Origin of the sequence: uncultured Eudoraea sp., assembly GCF_947260015.1 — a bacterium.
Taxonomy (GTDB): domain Bacteria; phylum Bacteroidota; class Bacteroidia; order Flavobacteriales; family Flavobacteriaceae; genus Eudoraea.
The window spans coordinates 98073-116531 of sequence record NZ_CAMYOM010000001.1 but is presented as its reverse complement, the minus strand read 5'-3'; the positions used below and the strand labels follow the sequence as shown (position 1 = coordinate 116531).

The 18459-nt window shown below is 35.9% G+C and carries 18 protein-coding genes; 11 read left to right on the top strand and 7 right to left on the bottom strand.

The annotated features are described in order from the left end of the window. Positions 1–35: 35 nt before the first annotated feature. Positions 36–668 carry a DUF937 domain-containing protein gene (locus Q0X66_RS00540; protein ID WP_297702521.1) on the bottom strand — a complete coding sequence of 211 codons (633 nt, stop codon included), beginning with the start codon at positions 666–668 and terminating at the stop codon, positions 36–38. Positions 669–975: 307 nt separating this feature from the next. On the opposite strand from Q0X66_RS00540, the gene Q0X66_RS00535 reads away from it, so the two are divergent. The 4 genes from Q0X66_RS00535 to Q0X66_RS00520 are packed head-to-tail and all read left to right on the top strand — an operon-like array spanning position 976 to position 3852. After that, positions 976–1518: a hypothetical protein gene (locus Q0X66_RS00535; RefSeq protein ID WP_297702520.1), complete on the top strand. Its 543-nt coding sequence runs from the start codon at positions 976–978 to the stop codon at positions 1516–1518. After that, positions 1515–2372, top strand: coding sequence for an ABC transporter ATP-binding protein (locus tag Q0X66_RS00530; protein ID WP_297702519.1), 858 nt, complete (start codon positions 1515–1517; stop codon positions 2370–2372). The genes Q0X66_RS00535 and Q0X66_RS00530 overlap by 4 nt, the downstream gene beginning before the upstream one ends. After that, positions 2369–3202: an ABC transporter permease gene (locus Q0X66_RS00525; protein WP_297702518.1), complete on the top strand. Its 834-nt coding sequence runs from the start codon at positions 2369–2371 to the stop codon at positions 3200–3202. Before Q0X66_RS00530 ends, Q0X66_RS00525 begins: the two co-directional genes overlap by 4 nt. Further along, complete coding sequence (locus Q0X66_RS00520) at positions 3199–3852, top strand: hypothetical protein (protein WP_297702517.1); 654 nt, start codon at positions 3199–3201, stop codon at positions 3850–3852. Before Q0X66_RS00525 ends, Q0X66_RS00520 begins: the two co-directional genes overlap by 4 nt. Positions 3853–3968: 116 nt before the next feature. On the opposite strand, the gene Q0X66_RS00515 is transcribed toward Q0X66_RS00520, so the two are convergent. The 3 genes from Q0X66_RS00515 to Q0X66_RS00505 all read right to left on the bottom strand — a co-directional run bounded on the left by Q0X66_RS00515 (position 3969) and on the right by Q0X66_RS00505 (position 7168). Then, entirely contained in the window at positions 3969–4919 is a 951-nt protein-coding gene (locus Q0X66_RS00515) for a D-2-hydroxyacid dehydrogenase (RefSeq protein ID WP_297702516.1), read from the bottom strand. Between the two features lie 46 nt (positions 4920–4965). Further along, on the bottom strand, positions 4966–6030 hold the full coding sequence (gene serC / locus Q0X66_RS00510) for a 3-phosphoserine/phosphohydroxythreonine transaminase (RefSeq protein ID WP_297702515.1): 1065 nt from the start codon (positions 6028–6030) through the stop codon (positions 4966–4968). Positions 6031–6106: 76 nt separating this feature from the next. Further along, positions 6107–7168: an acyl-CoA reductase gene (locus Q0X66_RS00505; protein ID WP_297702514.1), complete on the bottom strand. Its 1062-nt coding sequence runs from the start codon at positions 7166–7168 to the stop codon at positions 6107–6109. 112 nt (positions 7169–7280) lie between these two features. Between Q0X66_RS00505 and Q0X66_RS00500 the strand changes: the two genes are divergently transcribed. The 5 genes from Q0X66_RS00500 (at position 7281) to Q0X66_RS00480 (ending at position 14780) form a co-directional block, all read left to right on the top strand. Next, positions 7281–7631, top strand: a complete 351-nt coding sequence (locus tag Q0X66_RS00500) for a 4Fe-4S dicluster domain-containing protein (protein ID WP_297702513.1) — start codon at positions 7281–7283, stop codon at positions 7629–7631. 296 nt (positions 7632–7927) lie between these two features. Next, positions 7928–9022 carry a redox-regulated ATPase YchF gene (gene ychF, locus Q0X66_RS00495; protein WP_297702512.1) on the top strand — a complete coding sequence of 365 codons (1095 nt, stop codon included), beginning with the start codon at positions 7928–7930 and terminating at the stop codon, positions 9020–9022. A gap of 149 nt (positions 9023–9171) precedes the next feature. Next, positions 9172–11025 carry a DNA topoisomerase IV subunit B gene (locus Q0X66_RS00490; protein WP_297702511.1) on the top strand — a complete coding sequence of 618 codons (1854 nt, stop codon included), beginning with the start codon at positions 9172–9174 and terminating at the stop codon, positions 11023–11025. A 31-nt stretch (positions 11026–11056) separates the two neighbouring features. Continuing rightward, on the top strand, positions 11057–13732 hold the full coding sequence (locus tag Q0X66_RS00485; RefSeq protein WP_297702510.1) for a DNA gyrase/topoisomerase IV subunit A: 2676 nt from the start codon (positions 11057–11059) through the stop codon (positions 13730–13732). Positions 13733–13853: 121 nt separating this feature from the next. Further along, entirely contained in the window at positions 13854–14780 is a 927-nt protein-coding gene (locus tag Q0X66_RS00480; RefSeq protein WP_297702509.1) for a sterol desaturase family protein, read from the top strand. A gap of 62 nt (positions 14781–14842) precedes the next feature. Here the strand turns inward: Q0X66_RS00480 and Q0X66_RS00475 are convergent, their stop codons facing one another. The 3 genes from Q0X66_RS00475 to Q0X66_RS00465 form a co-directional block, all read right to left on the bottom strand. Further along, positions 14843–15658 (bottom strand): TerC family protein, encoded by an 816-nt coding sequence (locus Q0X66_RS00475; RefSeq protein WP_297702508.1) that lies wholly within the window; start codon positions 15656–15658, stop codon positions 14843–14845. Positions 15659–15660: 2 nt separating this feature from the next. Beyond that, positions 15661–16035 (bottom strand): DNA topoisomerase IV, encoded by a 375-nt coding sequence (locus Q0X66_RS00470; RefSeq protein WP_297702507.1) that lies wholly within the window; start codon positions 16033–16035, stop codon positions 15661–15663. A gap of 68 nt (positions 16036–16103) precedes the next feature. Continuing rightward, positions 16104–16472, bottom strand: coding sequence for a helix-turn-helix transcriptional regulator (locus Q0X66_RS00465; RefSeq protein ID WP_297702506.1), 369 nt, complete (start codon positions 16470–16472; stop codon positions 16104–16106). Positions 16473–16740: 268 nt separating this feature from the next. On the opposite strand from Q0X66_RS00465, the gene Q0X66_RS00460 reads away from it, so the two are divergent. Beyond that, a complete protein-coding gene (locus Q0X66_RS00460; protein WP_297702505.1) occupies positions 16741–17844 on the top strand; it encodes a M14 metallopeptidase family protein in 1104 nt (367 codons plus the stop codon). A 106-nt stretch (positions 17845–17950) separates the two neighbouring features. Further along, positions 17951–18430 carry a winged helix-turn-helix transcriptional regulator gene (locus Q0X66_RS00455; protein ID WP_297702504.1) on the top strand — a complete coding sequence of 160 codons (480 nt, stop codon included), beginning with the start codon at positions 17951–17953 and terminating at the stop codon, positions 18428–18430. Positions 18431–18459: the final 29 nt, after the last annotated feature.

Sequence of the window (18459 nt, the reverse complement as noted above, 5' to 3'; positions counted from 1 at the left end):
TGGTTTTGTTAAATATATAAGATAAAGCTTAAAATTTACTTTCCAAAAAGGCCACCTAGTAAGCCTCCCATACCACCTTTCTTTTTGGAACCACCCATAACCATCCCGGCTACATCGTCAAGTATACTGCCATCTCCATCGGCATCCAACAATGTAGTAAGAAGACTTTGGTTTTGCTCGGGTTGTCCACCCAACATACTTCCCAGCAGATTATTCATTCCACTCGCATCACTAACCTTATTTTCAGCCGTTTGTTTTGCTAAAACACCCATAACAAGTGGAGCTGCAATTTTTAAAATATTAGCAACAGATCCTGCATCTACCCCGGATCGCTGGCTTAAAGCGTTCTCAACAGTTGCCTGTTTGCCACCAAAAACATGTCCTAAAATACCTGCGCCATCATCCATAACCGATTGATCCACACCACCTCCAAATAGGCCACCCAGATCATCAAGAATGCTTCCATCATGTTTAGAAGATAAAGCATTCATCAACCCCTGTGCACCATCGGGAGTGCGTACATTTTTTTTCATTGCCCCCAATAGTAAAGGCATAGCCATACTCAATACATCGGCTGTTTTGTTTTCAGCTTGTCCGGTTTGTCCTGCAACACCGCTTATTACCTGTTTCCCAATGGGACTGTTTAATAAATCTAATAATCCTTCCATTAACTTAGTGTTTTGTTATTTATCATGGTAATGTACAAAATCTAATTGTTCAAAAAGAAAAGTCTTTATAAAAATTAGAATCAAAAACTATAATGGTTAATCCTATAATTTAGAATAAATGGACAGATCATGTTCTTTGATAACTGATGTTATTAATTTAGGTTGCTTTTTATGAGCTTTCTAGTGAGGTTCAAACACGAATTTTTGTAATATTTAACTTTAAGGATTCTCTTCAAAGACAAGGTTATTCATCGGTTTATAGCCTGTACCTTAAAATAAATTACTGTGTTTTTAGTTATCTTTGCATATGAATTATTTAGAACTTCCGGCTCAACCTCATCCGCTGGTTTCCTATTTACGCGTAGGAAGACTATTGCATTGGTCTTTGATACTGTTTCTATTGGAATCATGGTTCTATTGGGTTCAATTTGAAGCTTCTTTGGAACAATTTTCCCTCTTTTGGGTACCTTTTTGGCTTGGTTGTTTTCTTTTTTCTTTTGTACATATTTTTCTGGTTATTATGGACGGCTGGTCAAGATTTCAAAATTATAAAAGGGCTAAAGATCTTTTTTTTGTTCACGGGTTTAATTCCAGAATTGCTGATATGTACTCTGTCTCTAAATGTCAACGCAATGCGGCAATTGTTGCTGCGGAAGAGCTGGGTTATAATGATGAAATAACTTCTTATTTTCGGTCTGTAGGAGTAAAATGGTATCATTATATCCCTTATTTTATTGCTCAGGACCCACTATTTTTAATTCGAAATTACTTTTGGGAAAGAACATTTCTTGAAAAAGTTTATATCTCCAGATTTGACTACAGGAGACTACATATGGAAAGGGCAATATGATACTTGAAGCCAGGAATATTTCCAAATCCTATGATTCACTTGAAGTACTGAAAAATGTGACAATAGAATGTCATAAGGGTAAAATCTATGGGCTTATCGGGGCCAACGGTGCAGGCAAGACTACTTTATTTCGAATCTTATTAGGCCTCATTAGGGCAGACAGCGGAAGTATAGAAATAAATTCACAAGGAATAAAGCCAATTGGTGGAATAATAGAGAAACCAGCTTTATACGGATATCTTTCTGCTTATGGAAATCTAAAAGTTTTTGCCCAGATTCAGGGTTTAAATCTTACCAAAGAACTTTACAGTCAATCTATGCAACAGGTTGGTCTTTCGACAAAAAGAACAGATGTAGTAAAAAATTATTCCCTTGGAATGAAACAACGGCTGGGTCTGGCTATAGCCTTATTGAATAGTCCTGATTGCATAGTATTAGATGAACCTTTTTCAGGTTTAGATCCCATGGGGATTATAGCACTTCATGAATTGATTAAAAAGCTTAGCAGCCAGAATCAAATTACCATAATTATCTCATCTCATATTGTAAACGAATTAACAGATTTATGCGACACTCTTTATGTTCTTAACGAGGGAGAAATAATAAAAAAAGGGCCCACAGCAGAATTGCTTAATGAAAGTGTTACCACCTACAAAATTGTGGGAAATAATTTGGAAATGTCTGAAGTTTTGCAAAATATCAATGCTATATTTTCAAATAAATCGGTTTTTGTATCTCCTGAAACAATGAGCATTACTGAGATTCTACAAAAATTAATTGAAGAGGGGCAGGAAGTAACAGCCTGCATTCCGCAAACAGATTTAAAAGCCTTATTTGGCGGAGGAAAAATATGATATCCTTAATACGCTCAGAAATATATAAAATCCGCAAGCAGAGTAAAACGCTTTATGCATTGGCTGCCATACTTATTATAGAAGGATTTGTAATTGTTAGTGCCTATTATCAGGGTACAGGAATAATAGACCTTTTATTGGCTAACCTGAAGGATTCTTTTGAGTTCAAAGGCAATCTTCTAAATGGGAACTTAATTATTTATCTGATCCTGAATTCGTTGTGGTTTCATATCCCTTTAATACTAATGATAATTATTTCAGGATTTCTTACCTCTGAATATAAGGACAGGACCCTTGAAACAGTTTTGCTTCAGCCGGTGAATAAACTGAATTTTATCTTAAGTAAATATATTGTTTCAATAGGATTTACGCTATTAATTGTGCTCCTTTTGGCGGTTAGCACTTTTTTTGTCTCTTACTGGATTTTTGGCAGAGGGGATTTAGTTGTGTATTTGGATGGATTGAATTTTTTTGAATCGGATGAAGCTTTTTACAGGCTTATCTACGCCTTTATTTCCGGCGCCAATTCTATGATTTTCTTTTCGGTAGTAAGTTTAACACTGGCGGTTATATTAAAAGATGCCACAAAGACCTGGATCGTTTCGGCTATTTTTTTAATATGCAGCAATCTGCTGTTAAAGATCGACTTTCAAAATGAATTCCTTAATGAACTGTTTTTTTCCAAATTGACAGATAGCTGGCAATATTTTTTCTATTATAAAATACCGTATTCTACCATTTACTTTAAAAATTTCATGTTATTTGGTTATACCTTAATTACTATGATAATTGGGATAATTATTTTTAAAAGAAGGGACATTCAGGTATGAAAAGATTAAGTTTTATATGCATATTTTTTATAAGTCTGAACCTTATTAGCGGGCAGGAGATTGATAATGATCTCCTTCAAATAAAAAAGCGCATGGATTCTATAAAGTCTTTTAATGCCAATATAGAATTGGATGTGGACATCAGTTTTATTAACATGCCAACTAAATATGGAAAAGTCCGGTATAAATGGGGAGAATCTACTAAAGTTACGTCAGACGACTTTATTATGCTTCCTAAACGAGGCTTGGATCTTACCTTAAATGAAATCTTTAGACATCCATTTATTACCGTAAACAGGGGAGAAGAGTATCATAAGGATGTTTTATGTAAGGTTATTAATATAATTCCCACATCCTCAAAAGCTAACTTTTCCATAGCCACTCTTTTTATGGATGTCGGGGCAAAAAGAATTATGAAATCAGAGATAAGTTCTAAAACAGAAGGAGTTTTCACTACCTATTTGGGCTATCAAAACTATATGGATGCTCTTCCGGTAGCTATAGAGGTGCAATTTACGGTTAATAGCGTAAAAATACCTTTACGTTTCCTGGGGAAGGAAACGGAAGTTGATCGGGACGTCATTAAGCAGGAAGGATCTAAAACGGGCAAAATATTTTTAACACTATCAGAGATTCAAATTGTGAAATAGGCTTTTGAAAAAATCCAATGATTAGCTTAAGGAACATAACTGAAAAGCTCATGCTCCAAGAGGATCAAATCACTTTTAATATTTAAAACCAATGATTTTTTGTTAGTAGCTGTCGCTTATTTTAAAAGTGTAATAATTTGATTAGCCAATTCCAGGCCAATACGGTCCTGGGCTTCAGCCGTGGCCGCTCCAATATGGGGAGTTAGTGAAATCTTTGAATGCATCAGAATCTTTATTTCAGGAGTAGGTTCAGATTCAAACGTATCGAGGCCGGCAAAAGCAATCTTTCCACTCTCTAAAGCTTCAATAAGGGCAACTTCATCAATTACACCACCTCTGGCTGCATTCACTATACCAACCCCGTCTTTCATTATATCAAATTCCCTTTTGCCAATTACATATTCCTTTTGCGCAGGCACATGCACTGTAATAAAATTTGAATCTCTCAGTACCTCTTCCTTGGGTCTATTATCAAAATCGAAACTAACCGATTGCCCATCAAAGAAAGGCACTTTAATAGTTGCCGAATCCAAGAAAGGGTCGTGAAATATAACATTCATACCTATCCCAATGGCAATTTTTGCAGTAGCTTGCCCTATCCTGCCAAATCCAATTACTCCGAGGGTTTTGCCACGTAGCTCAACACCTTTAGCATAAGATTTTTTTAATTTTTTAAAATTGCTATCTCCTTCAAGAGGCATATTTCTATTGGCATCATATAGAAATCGGACCCCACCAAACAAATGAGCAAAAACCAATTCGGCTACAGATTCAGATGAAGCGGCCGGGGTATTAATGACATGTAAGCCTTTTTCCTTGGCATAAGCTACATCAATATTATCCATACCAACGCCACCTCTGCCAATAAGCTTTAAAGAAGGGCAATTATCAATAATATCCTTACGTACTTGAGTAGCACTTCTAACCAGGATCCCTATAATATCATTTTCATTGATATAATCTACAAGTTGTTCCTGGGCAACCGTGGTTGTGATTACTTCGAATCCGGCTTCTTCTAATGCGGAAATTCCATTTTGTGATATGCCGTCGTTAGCAAGTATTTTCATCCTCTGAGGTCTAAGTTTAAATTTATTTGGTTCTATAATACAGTAATTAACCTTTTCTTTCCAGATCACTCATTACATCAACTAAAACACCCACACTTTCCAATGGAAGGGCATTATACATTGATGCGCGATAGCCGCCTACGGATCTATGACCGTTTAATCCATTAATTCCTGCTTCTTTCCACATTTCGTCAAAGGTATCTTTAAGTGATTCATCAGTTAATGTGAATGTGGCATTCATATTTGAGCGATCTTCTTTTTTCGCAAATCCATTAAACAACGGATTAAGGTCAATCTCAGAGTAAATGAGACTGGCTTTTTTATCATTGATTTCTTCCATGGCAGTTATTCCTCCTAAATCTTTCAACCATTGAAGCGTAAGCATGGATACATACACTGCAAACACTGACGGGGTATTATACATACTATCCTTACTCAAATGAACCTGGTAATCCAACATGGAAGGAATTTGTCTGGATACTTGTCCAAGTATATCATCCTTAATAATAACCAGTGTTGCGCCCGCAGGGCCCATATTTTTTTGTGCTCCGGCATAGATAAGATCAAATTTGGAAAAATCCATTTGTCTTGAGAAAATATCGGAACTCATATCGCAAATTAAAGGAACTTTAGTATCAGGAAATTCCTTTATCTGTGTCCCGAAAATGGTATTATTAGAAGTCAGGTGCAGGTAATCGAGGTCATTCGGAACGACATAACCTCTGGGGATATAATTGAAATTCTTGTCTTTAGAAGAAGCAACCTCTATAACATTACCAAATAGCTTTGCCTCCTTGATTGCTTTAGAACTCCATGTGCCTGTATTGATATAACCAGCCTTGTTTTCCAAAAAGTTATAAGCCACCATAAGAAACTCCAGACTTGCACCTCCCTGGAGATATAAAGCCTTATATCCTTTTCCTTCAAGCCCTAAAAGTTCAAGAGCCAAAGACCTTGCTTTTTCCATAACAGCAACAAATTCTTTGCTTCGATGTGAAATTTCAATAAGAGAAAGACCAATACCATCTAATTCAACCACTGCTTCTGACGCCTTTTGCATCACTTCTTTTGGCAATATACATGGGCCTGCACTAAAATTATGTTTTTTCATCTTTAACTTATTTTTTTGAAGATCTAAAGGTCCTAAATAATAACGAAAAACTAATCAGTAATATAGATTATTTCTATTATGTTTTTAACAGGAATTCAACAGTATCTATTCCATCGGCATAATCCCATAAGTCTGGTTTTTGGGTTTTACCAAACGGCAGTGAATTTTCAATTATATCACTTCCAATAATACATTGAATCTGGTCAGAATCCCTAAGAAGTATTTTTCTCAATTCTTCAGTAGTGTTATATCTTTCGTAAAAAGCCGTGCCTATAGGTGAGGCGTACGCTGCATCTTCTTTTAGTAAGAAAAAACCATTGTCTAGAAATTTGAATTCACTCATCAAATAAACAGCCTTATTATAATCATAATTATTGGCATACTTATTTTGGTCAATTAGGCTTTGATAAGTATTTATACTTTTAAAAAAAGCATCAAAATTATAGTCCATAGGGACGAATAATTTGGAAACATTTCGGCACCCTAATCCGTAATAACGGAATATATCTTCGCCGAGCTCATTAAGTTGTTCTTTAGTTTCCTCTCCTGTAAGTATGGCAATGGAGTTTCTGTTTTTTCTTATGATATTGGGTTTATTGCCAAAGTAATGTTCAAAATAGCGAGCCGTATTATTACTTCCTGTTGCGATAACAACGTCAAATTTGTTTAGCTTTCCTTCACTAAACTCTATTTCAGAAATCAGCCCCGGTTCAATATGTTTTAAGTAATTCGCAATAAATGGTAAGAGTATATTGTCATTAGAGGAGCATTTTACTAAAACCTGGTTCCCACTTATAAGCGTAGCAACAAAATCGTGAAAGCCCACCAGTGGAATATTTCCGGCCATTATTATAGCAACAATTTTATGAGTATTATTCTCGAGAGGATAAGGATATAACCATTCATTGAGGTTTTTTTCTTTAAGCTGTTCCGCCCATGTACTTATGGCGAACATCAGCTGTTGTCTTGTAAACCAACCATTTTTATGGCCTGCTAAAGTGATAGCACTCTCAAATTTTGAATACCATTCATTGTTATGATCTACAGAACTTAAATTATCCGATGAAGTTTTCGTGAAATTTAAAAAAAACTCTCCAAGCTTGACAAAAGCTTTAAATCTCTGCTCCAGTGTGGCCATTATATTTGTGCAATAGTGTATAAGGATATACCTTTGCGCAAAAATATGCATGCCGGGGCATTGTAGCAACAATCAGGGCAAGTATATTGCATATTAAAAGAAAAAGAAAATTATGGCTATTATAATAACAGACGAGTGTATTAATTGTGGGGCCTGCGAACCCGAATGCCCAAATACCGCAATATATGAAGGTGCAGATGAATGGCGCTATAATGATGGAACCTCTCTTGAAGGAGAGGTTGTATTACCAGATGGGAAGACGGTAAAGGCTGAAGAAGTACAGGAACCAATAAGTGATGAGATATACTATATAGCACCAGATAAATGTACTGAGTGTATCGGATTCCATGAAGAACCTCAATGTGCTGCAGTTTGCCCGGTAGACTGTTGTGTTCCGGATGAAGATAGGGTAGAGACAGAGGATGAGCTACTGGCCAAGCAACAATTTATGCACCCTGAATAGATTAGTATTCTATGGGTTGTTCTCGATCATTTTCGAGATTATTTCTCTAAATAGTTTTGCACAAACCATAGCTGTCATATCGTTTATATCACGGGTTAGATTATATTCCACAATATCGGCTCACAGAATAGGACTTTTTAAAAAAGACGACTTCTCATCATATAAAATTCCCTGAATGGTAATTTTCTTCATAATGGCAGTTTAAATGATTCTAAATATACCGGTAAAAACTATATTTGCACCCAAAATATGGTAAGCTGGTTTTAACTTGCCAGGATGTTTCTAAGATATAATAGATGAAAGCAGGTATTGTAGGACTCCCTAATGTTGGCAAGTCAACTCTTTTTAATTGTTTATCCAATGCAAAGGCGCAAAGTGCAAATTTTCCGTTTTGCACGATTGAACCTAATATTGGTGTGGTCAACGTACCTGATTTTAGGTTAGAAAAATTGGAAGAACTGGTTAATCCTGAAAGGGTTATTCCCGCTACTGTGGATATTGTAGACATCGCCGGACTGGTAAAAGGAGCAAGCAAAGGAGAAGGTTTAGGGAATCAATTTTTAGCTAACATACGGGAAACCGATGCTATTTTACATGTTTTACGCTGTTTTGATAATGACAATGTAGTTCATGTGGATGGGTCTATAGATCCTATTAGGGATAAAGAGACTATAGATATGGAATTACAGCTAAAAGACCTGGAAACGGTTGAAAAGAAGTTAGACAAGGTAAATAGAGCTGCCAGAACAGGCAATAAAGAGGCTCAAAAAGAAGCCTTGGTCTTGCAAGCGGTAAAAGAAGGATTAGAAACCGGTAAATCTGTGCGCGCTTTGGCTTTTAAAGATGATGATCGAAATGATTTTATAAAACCTTTGCAGTTTATTACAGACAAACCAGTTCTTTATATCTGTAATGTAGATGAAGCGTCTGCGATCTCAGGAAATAATTATGTAGATCAGGTAAAAGCTGCCGTTGCAGATGAGCAGGCAGAGGTAATTGTTCTGGCTGTAGGCACTGAAGCAGACATTACGGAATTAGATACTTACGAAGAGCGACAAATGTTTTTAGAAGATTTAGGGTTGACAGAGGCGGGTTCGGCTAAAATGATACGAGCAGCTTATTCCCTGTTGCACCTTCAAACCTATTTTACAGCAGGGGTCAAAGAAGTTAGGGCCTGGACTATAAAGGTAGGCTCCACGGCACCGCAAGGAGCAGGGGTTATCCATACAGATTTTGAAAAAGGATTTATTCGGGCTGAGGTCATTTCATATAATGACTACATTGCCTATGGAAGTGAAACAAAAGTCAAGGAAGCTGGGAAAATGCGTGTTGAAGGAAAAGAGTACGTAATAAAGGACGGTGATGTTATGCATTTTAGGTTTAATGTTTAAGAGGCCCTATCACTCGATTTGTCATTTTGACCGGAACTATAATCTCGCTATCAACAATACATGCTGTTTTATTGTTAATTACTTTCTATAGTGCACATTTTGATTTCTGCCTTGAAACTTTATATTAGCATAGGTAATCCCCAAATATCATGGCAGAGTCACAATATACCGAAGATAACATAAGATCCCTTGACTGGAAGGAGCATATTCGCCTTCGTCCAGGTATGTATATTGGAAAACTTGGTGATGGATCTTCTGCTGATGACGGCATATATATCTTACTAAAAGAAACTATAGACAATTGTATTGATGAATTTGTCATGGGTGCCGGAAAAACCATAGACATTTCTATTCAAGGTGAAAAAGTAACCGTTAGGGACTATGGCCGGGGTATTCCATTGGGCAAGGTGGTTGATGTGGTCTCCAAAATGAATACCGGAGGTAAATACGATACACGTGCCTTTAAAAAATCTGTTGGTCTTAACGGGGTTGGAACAAAGGCAGTTAATGCCTTATCCGCGTATTTCAAAGTAGAGTCAAACAGAGATGGCAAATCCAAATCTGCTGAATTTGAAACCGGAGAATTAGTAAATGAAGAACTTTTGGAAGAAACTTCCAGGAGAAGAGGCACCAAGATTTCATTTATCCCTGATGAGGTTATATTTAAAAAATACAAATATAGAAATGAGTATGTAGAACGCATGCTCAAAAATTACGTATATCTTAACCGTGGGCTTACAATTGTTTTTAATGGAGAAAAATTCTTTTCCGAAAATGGACTTAAAGATTTACTGGAGGACAATAATACCCAAGAGAATTTATTGTACCCAATAATTCACTTAAAAGGGAATGATATTGAAGTGGCTATTACACATAGTAAAACACAGTATAGTGAGGAATACCACTCTTTTGTTAATGGTCAGCATACTACGCAGGGTGGTACGCATCAATCCGCTTTCAGAGAAGCCATTGTAAAAACAATAAGAGACTACTACGGTAAGAATTATGACGCTTCCGATATTCGAAAATCAATAATTTCAGCGATCTCTATCAAGGTGATGGAGCCTGTTTTTGAAAGTCAGACCAAAACCAAGTTGGGTTCAACAGATATGGGAGGTTCATTCCCAACTGTAAGAACATATATCAACGATTTTATTGGGAAACAGCTCGATAACTACTTGCATAAAAACGCGGAAACCGCGGAGAAAATACAGCGTAAAATTGTTCAGGCCGAGAACGAACGAAAAGAACTTTCGGGAATACGCAAGCTGGCACGGGAAAGAGCAAAAAAAGCAAGTCTGCACAACAAGAAATTACGTGATTGCAGGTTGCATCTGGGAGATATGAAAAGCGAAAGGCGATTAGAATCAACTTTGTTTATTACGGAGGGGGATTCAGCTTCAGGGTCCATAACTAAATCGAGAGATGTAAATACACAAGCCGTTTTTAGTCTTCGGGGCAAACCCCTGAACTCTTATGGCATGTCTAAAAAAATAGTCTACGAAAATGAAGAATTCAATCTGCTTCAGGCTGCTCTGAATATAGAAGAGTCCATGGAGGATTTGCGTTATAACAATATTGTAATAGCTACTGATGCCGATGTAGATGGGATGCATATCCGATTATTACTTATTACGTTTTTTCTTCAGTTTTTCCCTGAATTAATAAAGGAGAATCATTTATATATTTTACAGACACCCTTGTTTAGGGTAAGAAATAAAAAAGAAACGTTTTATTGCTACAGTCAGGACGAAAAGAATGAAGCAATAACCAAGTTGACCGGAAAACCGGAAATAACACGTTTTAAAGGATTGGGTGAAATTTCGCCGGATGAGTTTAAACACTTTATTGGAGATGACATACGTTTAGAGCCGGTTATGCTGGATAAAGCTTTGTCTATTGAAGAACTTTTAAAGTTTTATATGGGAAAAAATACTCCGAACCGCCAGGAATTTATTATTAATAACCTTAAAGTAGAGGTTGATTTAATAGAAAATAATTAACTATATATTAGATTAATACTAATCTTTCTTTATGGAGGAGAGTGACGAAGCAAGTGAAGCACATGAAGAAGACCATGGTAATGGCCAGGAGGCTCTTACCCGGGTTACGGGCATGTATAAGGATTGGTTTTTAGACTATGCTTCTTATGTGATTTTAGAAAGGGCGGTACCGGCTATTGAGGACGGCTTTAAGCCCGTGCAGCGTAGAATTATGCATGCGCTTAAGGAGTTGGATGATGGAAGGTATAATAAGGTTGCTAATGTAGTCGGACATACAATGCAATATCACCCGCACGGTGATGCGAGTATAGCGGATGCTATGGTGCAGATAGGCCAGAAAGAATTACTTATTGATACTCAAGGGAATTGGGGGAATATTTTAACGGGCGATGGGGCTGCGGCATCCCGTTATATCGAAGCCCGACTATCCAAATTTGCATTAGAGGTAGTATTTAGCCCAAAAATCACAGATTGGCAGTCATCTTATGATGGCAGAAGGAAAGAACCTGTAAATCTTCCGGTGAAATTTCCGCTATTACTGGCTCAGGGAGCAGAAGGAATTGCAGTTGGCTTGTCTACTAAGATTCTCCCTCATAATTTTAATGAGATTATTGCTGGATCTATTAAGCATTTGAAAGGTCAACGTTTTAAATTGTTTCCAGATTTCCCCACCGCAGGTATTATTGATGTAACCAACTACAACGACGGAATAAGGGGAGGCAAAGTAAGGGTTAGGGCTAAAATTTCACAACTTGATAAAAATACACTTGTTATTAATGAAATACCCTATGGTACAAATACTTCTTCATTAATAGATTCAATCCTGAAAGCAAATAATAAAGGGAAGATTAAAATAAAGAAGATTGAAGACAATACAGCCGCACAGGTTGAGATACTAATACATCTGCCCGGCGGTATTTCGCCAGATAAGACCATCGATGCCTTATACGCGTTTACTTCCTGCGAATCTTCAATTTCTCCTTTGGGTTGTATTATAGAAGACAACAAACCCTTATTTATAGGGGTTACAGAAATGCTTCAACGTTCTACAGATAATACGGTTGCTATGCTAAAAGCCGAATTGGAGATACAATTATCTGAACTCCAGGAACAATGGCATTTTGCGTCCCTGGAACGAATATTTATAGAAAACCGAATCTATAGAGACATAGAAGAAGAAGAAACCTGGGAAGGAGTCATAAGCGCCATAGATAGAGGGCTTAAGCCACATGTTAAACACCTCAAAAGAGGAGTAACGGAAGAAGATATTGTCAGGCTTACGGAAATCAGGATTAAAAGAATATCCAAATTTGATTTGGATAAAGCACAACAATATATTGACAGTCTGGAAGATAAAATTGCCAAAACTAAAGACCACCTGGCTAATTTGATAGATTACGCTATTTCATATTTTAAAGAATTAAAAAGTAAATATGGCAAAGGCAGAGAGCGTAAATCTGAAATTAGAATATTTGATGATATTGAGGCAACAAAAGTGGTTATCAGAAACACTAAGCTATATGTGAACAGAGTGGAGGGTTTTATTGGAACTTCATTAAGACGCGATGAATATGTAACAGATTGTAGCGATATAGATGATATTATCGTATTTACCAAAAGTGGACATATGATGATTACCAGGGTAGATTCAAAAATATTTATTGGCAAAAACATAATTCACGTAGCCGTGTTTAAGAAAAAGGACCAGCGCACAACCTATAATATGATCTATAAGGATGGAAGAGGAGGATCGAGCTATGTCAAGCGCTTTAATGTTACCGGAATTACACGTGATAAACTTTACGATCTTACTGCTGGTAAAAGTAGTTCTGATATTAGTTATTTTTCCGCAAACCCAAATGGTGAAGCGGAAGTGGTAACGATTCTTCTCAGGCAAGCCGGCAACATAAAGAAATTAAAGTGGGACCTGGATTTTGCCGATGTGATGATAAAGGGACGTGCTTCAAAAGGGAATATTGTAACTAAATATTCAGTAAAAAGAGTGGAACTTAAAGAAAAAGGACTTTCTACTCTTAAACCTCGAAAGCTATGGTTTGACGATACAGTTCAGCGGCTGAATGTGGATAACCGTGGGGAACTGATGGGTGAGTTTACGAATGAAGACCGACTTCTGATAATTAATCAAAAAGGAATCCTGAAAGCAGTTATTCCGGAGTTGACCATGCGTTTTGATGATGATATAATTGTTTTGGAAAAATGGGTCCCCAACAAACCTATATCTGTAATATACTGGGAAGGAGAAAAAGAATTGTTTTACATAAAACGATTTCTTGTAGAAAACTGGGACAAAGAAGAAAAAATAATTACGGACCACTCAAAATCCTATCTCGAAAAAGTATTTACGGATTATCGGCCTATGGCGGAATTAGTGTATTCGAAAAAACGAGGCGAAGAACGTAAAGACAACCTTACAATCAATATAGAGGAGTTTATTAGCGTTAAAGGCATTTCTGCCATGGGGAATCAACTAACTAAAGAAAAAGTCCTTGAAATAAATGCATTAGAGCCTTTGCCATATCAAATACCTGAAGTTCATGACACCCTGGATATTGAGGTAGTGGATGAAGAAAATATAGTTCCGGAGACCAAAGGGATAAGTAAAAAACCTAAGAAAAAAAATAATCTGGCAAATACCAAAGACAATCTAAGTAAGGAAGACGACGAAGGGCAAACAAAGCTTTTTTAGTAATATCTAAAGTATTTATAGGTTATAATTAGGATGGCATTAATTTTAACTTGGTAATTATAATTGTTTTGGCTATAATTACCAAAACTTGCAATAATAAAGAGAAAACTTCAGCAAATTTATGGATTTTACTAACCCCCTGATTTACGGCGTCCCCTGTTTCATCGCCCTAATTATTTTTGAAATTATATACAGCAAAACACATGGAGACGAACAATTATATAACTGGAAAGATTTGTTCGCCAGTGGTGCCATGGGCATTGGAGCTGCCATAATCGGACCGTTGTTTAAAATTATCTTTGCAATAGCACTTTTTGAGGTGTCTTACGAATTTTTTAACCCTGTTACGAATGGAGTGCGCACTAACCTTTTGGGGTATGAGTCCTTTGGCTATGCTTGGTATGTATGGTTACTTTGCATGTTGGCCGATGATTTTACCTACTATTGTTTTCATAGGGCAAACCATGAAATAAGATTATTTTGGGCAGGTCATATCGTCCATCATTCTTCTGATAATTTTAACCTGGGTACCGCAGTTCGCAATGGATGGTTCACAATTTTTCACAAACCTTTTTTCTATATGTGGATGCCCGCATTAGGTTTTCCACCAGAAATGGTAATTGTGTGTATAGGAATAGAGATTATGTGGCAATTTCAGTTGCATTCTGTCTATATTCCAAAAATGGGGTTCCTTGAAAAGATTTTTAATACACACACGATGCATCAGGTACATCATTCTACAAACGTAGAGTATCTGGACAAAAATCACGGGGGAATCCTCAATATCTTTGATAAAGTCTTCGGCACATGGAAAGAACTGGATAATGATACAAAGATTAAATATGGTGTTATTCATTCCCCAAACTCTTATAATCCACTGGTGATACTTACACATGAATACAAGGATATCTGGAAGGATGTTAAAAAGTCGAAAAAGTTATCTCATGCTTTGATGTACATATTCGGCCCACCTGGATGGAGTCATGACGGCAGTACTTTGACCGTAAAACAACAGCAACAAAAGCTTCAGGAATCACAAGTATTGTAGCTTATAGCGATGAAATGTCCTAAAAACTATTGTGATAAGGATTAAACATCATGGCTGGTTTCTTATGTATGCTTTTCCGGTATTTCTTTTGGATTATTTTTTTTCCGCATCTTTATATTTAAAAACTCTACTAACAAAGAAAAGGCTATCGCGAAATATAGATACCCTTTTGGAATAGCTCCAATCTCCTGCTCAAAAATTCTTGCATGGCTTAGATGCGCAGATTCTGCAATTAGCATAAAACCAATTAAAATTAAAAAGGAAAGAGCGAGTATTTGCATGGAAGGATGATTATTAATAAAAATCCGAATCGGATTGGCAAAGATCATCATGATTAATATAGAAACAACAACAGCAATAACCATAAGTACAAGGGCGTCCATAGGCTTATCACCAATGCCATTGGTCATACCAACAGCTGTTAATATTGAATCTATGGAAAATATAAAATCAATTATGACAATTTGTACAATAGCTTTGGAGAAACTGGTAATATTTTTAGATTTTAGCTCATCTTCATCATGTTGCGGCATCTCTACCTTTTCATGAATTTCCGATGTACTTTTATATAAAAGGAAAATACCTCCCAAAAACAGGATCAGGGCCTGGCCGCTAACCCCTATAGAGATCCAGGAGGCATTAATATAATAAAAGGGAATCCTTAAGCCAATAAGAAGTGAAACTGCAAACAGTAATATAATACGCTGTAGCATGGCCAATAATAATCCAATATTTGTGGCTTTTTTTTGATCTTTTTTGGGTAGTTTATTTGCGGCAATCGAAATAAATACAATATTGTCAATACCTAATATTATCTCCAAAAAAGTTAATGTTAGCAGCGCTACCCAGGCATCAGGGCTTGTTAAAATATCGAACATAATTACTTAATTTTTAATACTGTTCCCAAAGATTTATTTGTTTCTCCCACAATCCCATACTCGAAAGTGTAGGAGCTATCTGTTGTGGTTCGTATTTTCATGTGAATTGATTTCTCTTCGGCCATATTTCTTGGGTTCAATTTCTTCACTATATATTCACAATCATTTATCCACCTTACCGAGGAGGTGTCACTCTTTCCTTCATAAAAATCAATTTCAATATTATCATACCGAACAAAAGTGGTGGTCTTTTCTTCGTTATTTATTATTGAAGTAAAAGTAAAAGTGCCATTTTTAAATGCTTTGCAGTCTCTTTTAGGTTGGTAACAGGAGCTTGTGATAAAAAAAACACAAACTATGAGGTAAAGCCATTTCATAGATGCAAAATAACGAAATAGTACGGATATCTATGCTGAGTATTTAATGAATTTATCAGGCCTTGTTGCTATTGCCCCGCGTTTTTGTTAAAAGCCTCGAAACTACCATCTTCATAAAAAATTATTATTTTTTTAATGGATTTCGAGTTGGAAGGGTATTCTGTGGAGGATACAGTTTCGGTAGAGTGGGGCGTAGCTGTTTCTTTTTGAACCGCCGGAAATGTCCCTTTTCCATTTAGCAACCAATAAAGGTTAACTTCGGGAAACGACTTAACAACCTTCAGGACAAATTCAAGGCTGGGTTTATTTCTACCACTGAGTAAGTGGGAAATAGTAGATCTTTGGACGGCTATCTTATCCGCAAAAGCTGAAGCGGAAAGCCCATAATATTTTAGTATTTTTTCTAAACGCTGAACAAATTCCTCTGTGTTTACCATTGTATAATAACAGATTAAATGGTTTTATTTTTTTTGATATATTCGCAATATTTTAGTTAAAATATATTATAGTAACAATTTAAATAAATAAATATAAATATCTGATATATAGTTAATTAATATATAATATAAAACTTACATCCTAATTTGGTTACAACAGTACTCATATCTCCCGGACAAACCACCTATTTTGTTTACAAATGTAACTAATTTTGTCACATTTGTAATTGAAATTGCCTTTACATTTGTAATTTAAATTAAATTATCTGTGAATTTTTCTTCTTTAAATTATCCGGAAATAAAAGAGCTTTCTGTGCATGGAAGATATATTAGCAGTTTGCAACTTCAATCTTTTATAGAGAGGAATTCAATTCAGAATAAAATTTCTCCCCTGGGAAAATCTGTAGAAAATAGACTGATTTACAAAGTAACATTGGGTAGCGGAAAAATAAAAATCTTAATGTGGTCACAGATGCATGGTAACGAGACCACTACCTCGAAGGCCGTACTGGACTTAATTAATTATTTAAATAAGAGCGACGACCTTACTAATCAAATTTTATCATCGGTAACACTAACTATAGTTCCCGTCTTAAACCCTGATGGTGCTGCCGTCTATACGAGAGAAAATGCGAATAAGGTAGATTTAAACAGAGACGCACTCGAATTAAGTCAACCAGAAAGCAGAATTCTGCGGGATCTTTATGATGAAATAAAGCCTGATTTTTGTTTTAATCTCCATGATCAGCGAACGATTTTTAACGTGGGAAGCCTCAAGAAACCGGCCACTTTATCGTTTTTGGCCCCTTCTCATGATATTCAGCGCAACGTATCAGTTAGCAGAGGTCAAAGCATGAAAATAATTGTGGCCATACATAAAGCATTGTCATCCCTTATACCCGATCAAATTGGCAGATATGACGATGCCTTTAACCCCAATTGTGTAGGAGATACTTTTCAACTACTGGGAACACCCACCATATTATTTGAAGCAGGTCATTTTCCAGATGATTACCAAAGAGAGCGTACAAGGGAATTTATTTTTTACGCCTTAATTAAGGCAATATTGGTAATTGCGCAAAGCAAAATTGAAGGATATAGTTTGGATACTTATTTTGACATACCTGAAAATAATAAGCGTTTTTTTGATGTCTTAATCTTAAATGCAAATCTTATTAATAAGAAATTTGACCATAGTATTGGTATACTTTATAAAGAAGTATTGAATAAAGAAACCATAATGTTCAACCCTTTTATTGAAGTAACGGGTGAATTAAAGGATAGCTTTGGCCACAAATATCTAAATTGTAGTGATCAAAATGATCTGAACTTTTTGAAATCTGATAGAAAATTGTATCAACTTCTTTTTTGAACTATATGAGGAAAAAGTGTTTATTTTTTGCATATAACACAAAAAAACGCATTATTTATTACATTTTAATTCTTAAATTTAGCCCGAAGTAAAAATTATACTTAAAATGGGAAAAATAAAATTAGACGAAATAGACCATCAAATTCTGGATATGTTAATCGACAATACCAGGACACCATTCACTGATATTGCTAAAAAATTACTTATCTCTGCAGGAACAGTTCATGTACGAGTGAAAAAAATGGAGGAATCTGGGATTATTCGTGGATCTTCACTTACTCTCGATTATTTAAAACTAGGTTATGCATTCATAGCCTATGTAGGCATCTTTCTGGAAAAATCACATCAAACGAAATTTGTTTTAGAGCGTTTGAACCAAATTCCCTATGTTACTGTAGCCCATATCACTACCGGTAAATTCAATATTTTTTGTAAGATCAGAGCGAAAGATACTATCCACGCCAAGAATATCATATTTAAGATAGATGATATTGAAGGGATTAGCAGAACGGAGACCATGATTTCCCTGGAAGAGAGTATTAACGACAAAAAACGTTTAATGCACACCATTTTTAATGAGTTATAAATGGCAACATTTCCTGAACTCAACTTGCT

What these genes read in the sequence shown, in the direction of transcription:
- Q0X66_RS00500 (WP_297702513.1), top strand. Translation starts at nt 7,281, where the DNA reads ATGGCTATTATAATAACAGACGAGTGTATTAATTGTGGGGCCTGCGAA.
- Q0X66_RS00540 (WP_297702521.1), bottom strand. Translation starts at nt 668, where the DNA reads ATGGAAGGATTATTAGATTTATTAAACAGTCCCATTGGGAAACAGGTA.
- Q0X66_RS00530 (WP_297702519.1), top strand. Translation starts at nt 1,515, where the DNA reads ATGATACTTGAAGCCAGGAATATTTCCAAATCCTATGATTCACTTGAA.
- Q0X66_RS00470 (WP_297702507.1), bottom strand. Translation starts at nt 16,035, where the DNA reads ATGAAATGGCTTTACCTCATAGTTTGTGTTTTTTTTATCACAAGCTCC.
- ychF (WP_297702512.1), top strand. Translation starts at nt 7,928, where the DNA reads ATGAAAGCAGGTATTGTAGGACTCCCTAATGTTGGCAAGTCAACTCTT.
- Q0X66_RS00525 (WP_297702518.1), top strand. Translation starts at nt 2,369, where the DNA reads ATGATATCCTTAATACGCTCAGAAATATATAAAATCCGCAAGCAGAGT.
- Q0X66_RS00465 (WP_297702506.1), bottom strand. Translation starts at nt 16,472, where the DNA reads ATGGTAAACACAGAGGAATTTGTTCAGCGTTTAGAAAAAATACTAAAA.
- Q0X66_RS00475 (WP_297702508.1), bottom strand. Translation starts at nt 15,658, where the DNA reads ATGTTCGATATTTTAACAAGCCCTGATGCCTGGGTAGCGCTGCTAACA.
- Q0X66_RS00515 (WP_297702516.1), bottom strand. Translation starts at nt 4,919, where the DNA reads ATGAAAATACTTGCTAACGACGGCATATCACAAAATGGAATTTCCGCA.
- Q0X66_RS00505 (WP_297702514.1), bottom strand. Translation starts at nt 7,168, where the DNA reads ATGGCCACACTGGAGCAGAGATTTAAAGCTTTTGTCAAGCTTGGAGAG.
- Q0X66_RS00480 (WP_297702509.1), top strand. Translation starts at nt 13,854, where the DNA reads ATGGATTTTACTAACCCCCTGATTTACGGCGTCCCCTGTTTCATCGCC.
- Q0X66_RS00490 (WP_297702511.1), top strand. Translation starts at nt 9,172, where the DNA reads ATGGCAGAGTCACAATATACCGAAGATAACATAAGATCCCTTGACTGG.
- Q0X66_RS00535 (WP_297702520.1), top strand. Translation starts at nt 976, where the DNA reads ATGAATTATTTAGAACTTCCGGCTCAACCTCATCCGCTGGTTTCCTAT.
- Q0X66_RS00485 (WP_297702510.1), top strand. Translation starts at nt 11,057, where the DNA reads ATGGAGGAGAGTGACGAAGCAAGTGAAGCACATGAAGAAGACCATGGT.
- serC (WP_297702515.1), bottom strand. Translation starts at nt 6,030, where the DNA reads ATGAAAAAACATAATTTTAGTGCAGGCCCATGTATATTGCCAAAAGAA.
- Q0X66_RS00455 (WP_297702504.1), top strand. Translation starts at nt 17,951, where the DNA reads ATGGGAAAAATAAAATTAGACGAAATAGACCATCAAATTCTGGATATG.
- Q0X66_RS00520 (WP_297702517.1), top strand. Translation starts at nt 3,199, where the DNA reads ATGAAAAGATTAAGTTTTATATGCATATTTTTTATAAGTCTGAACCTT.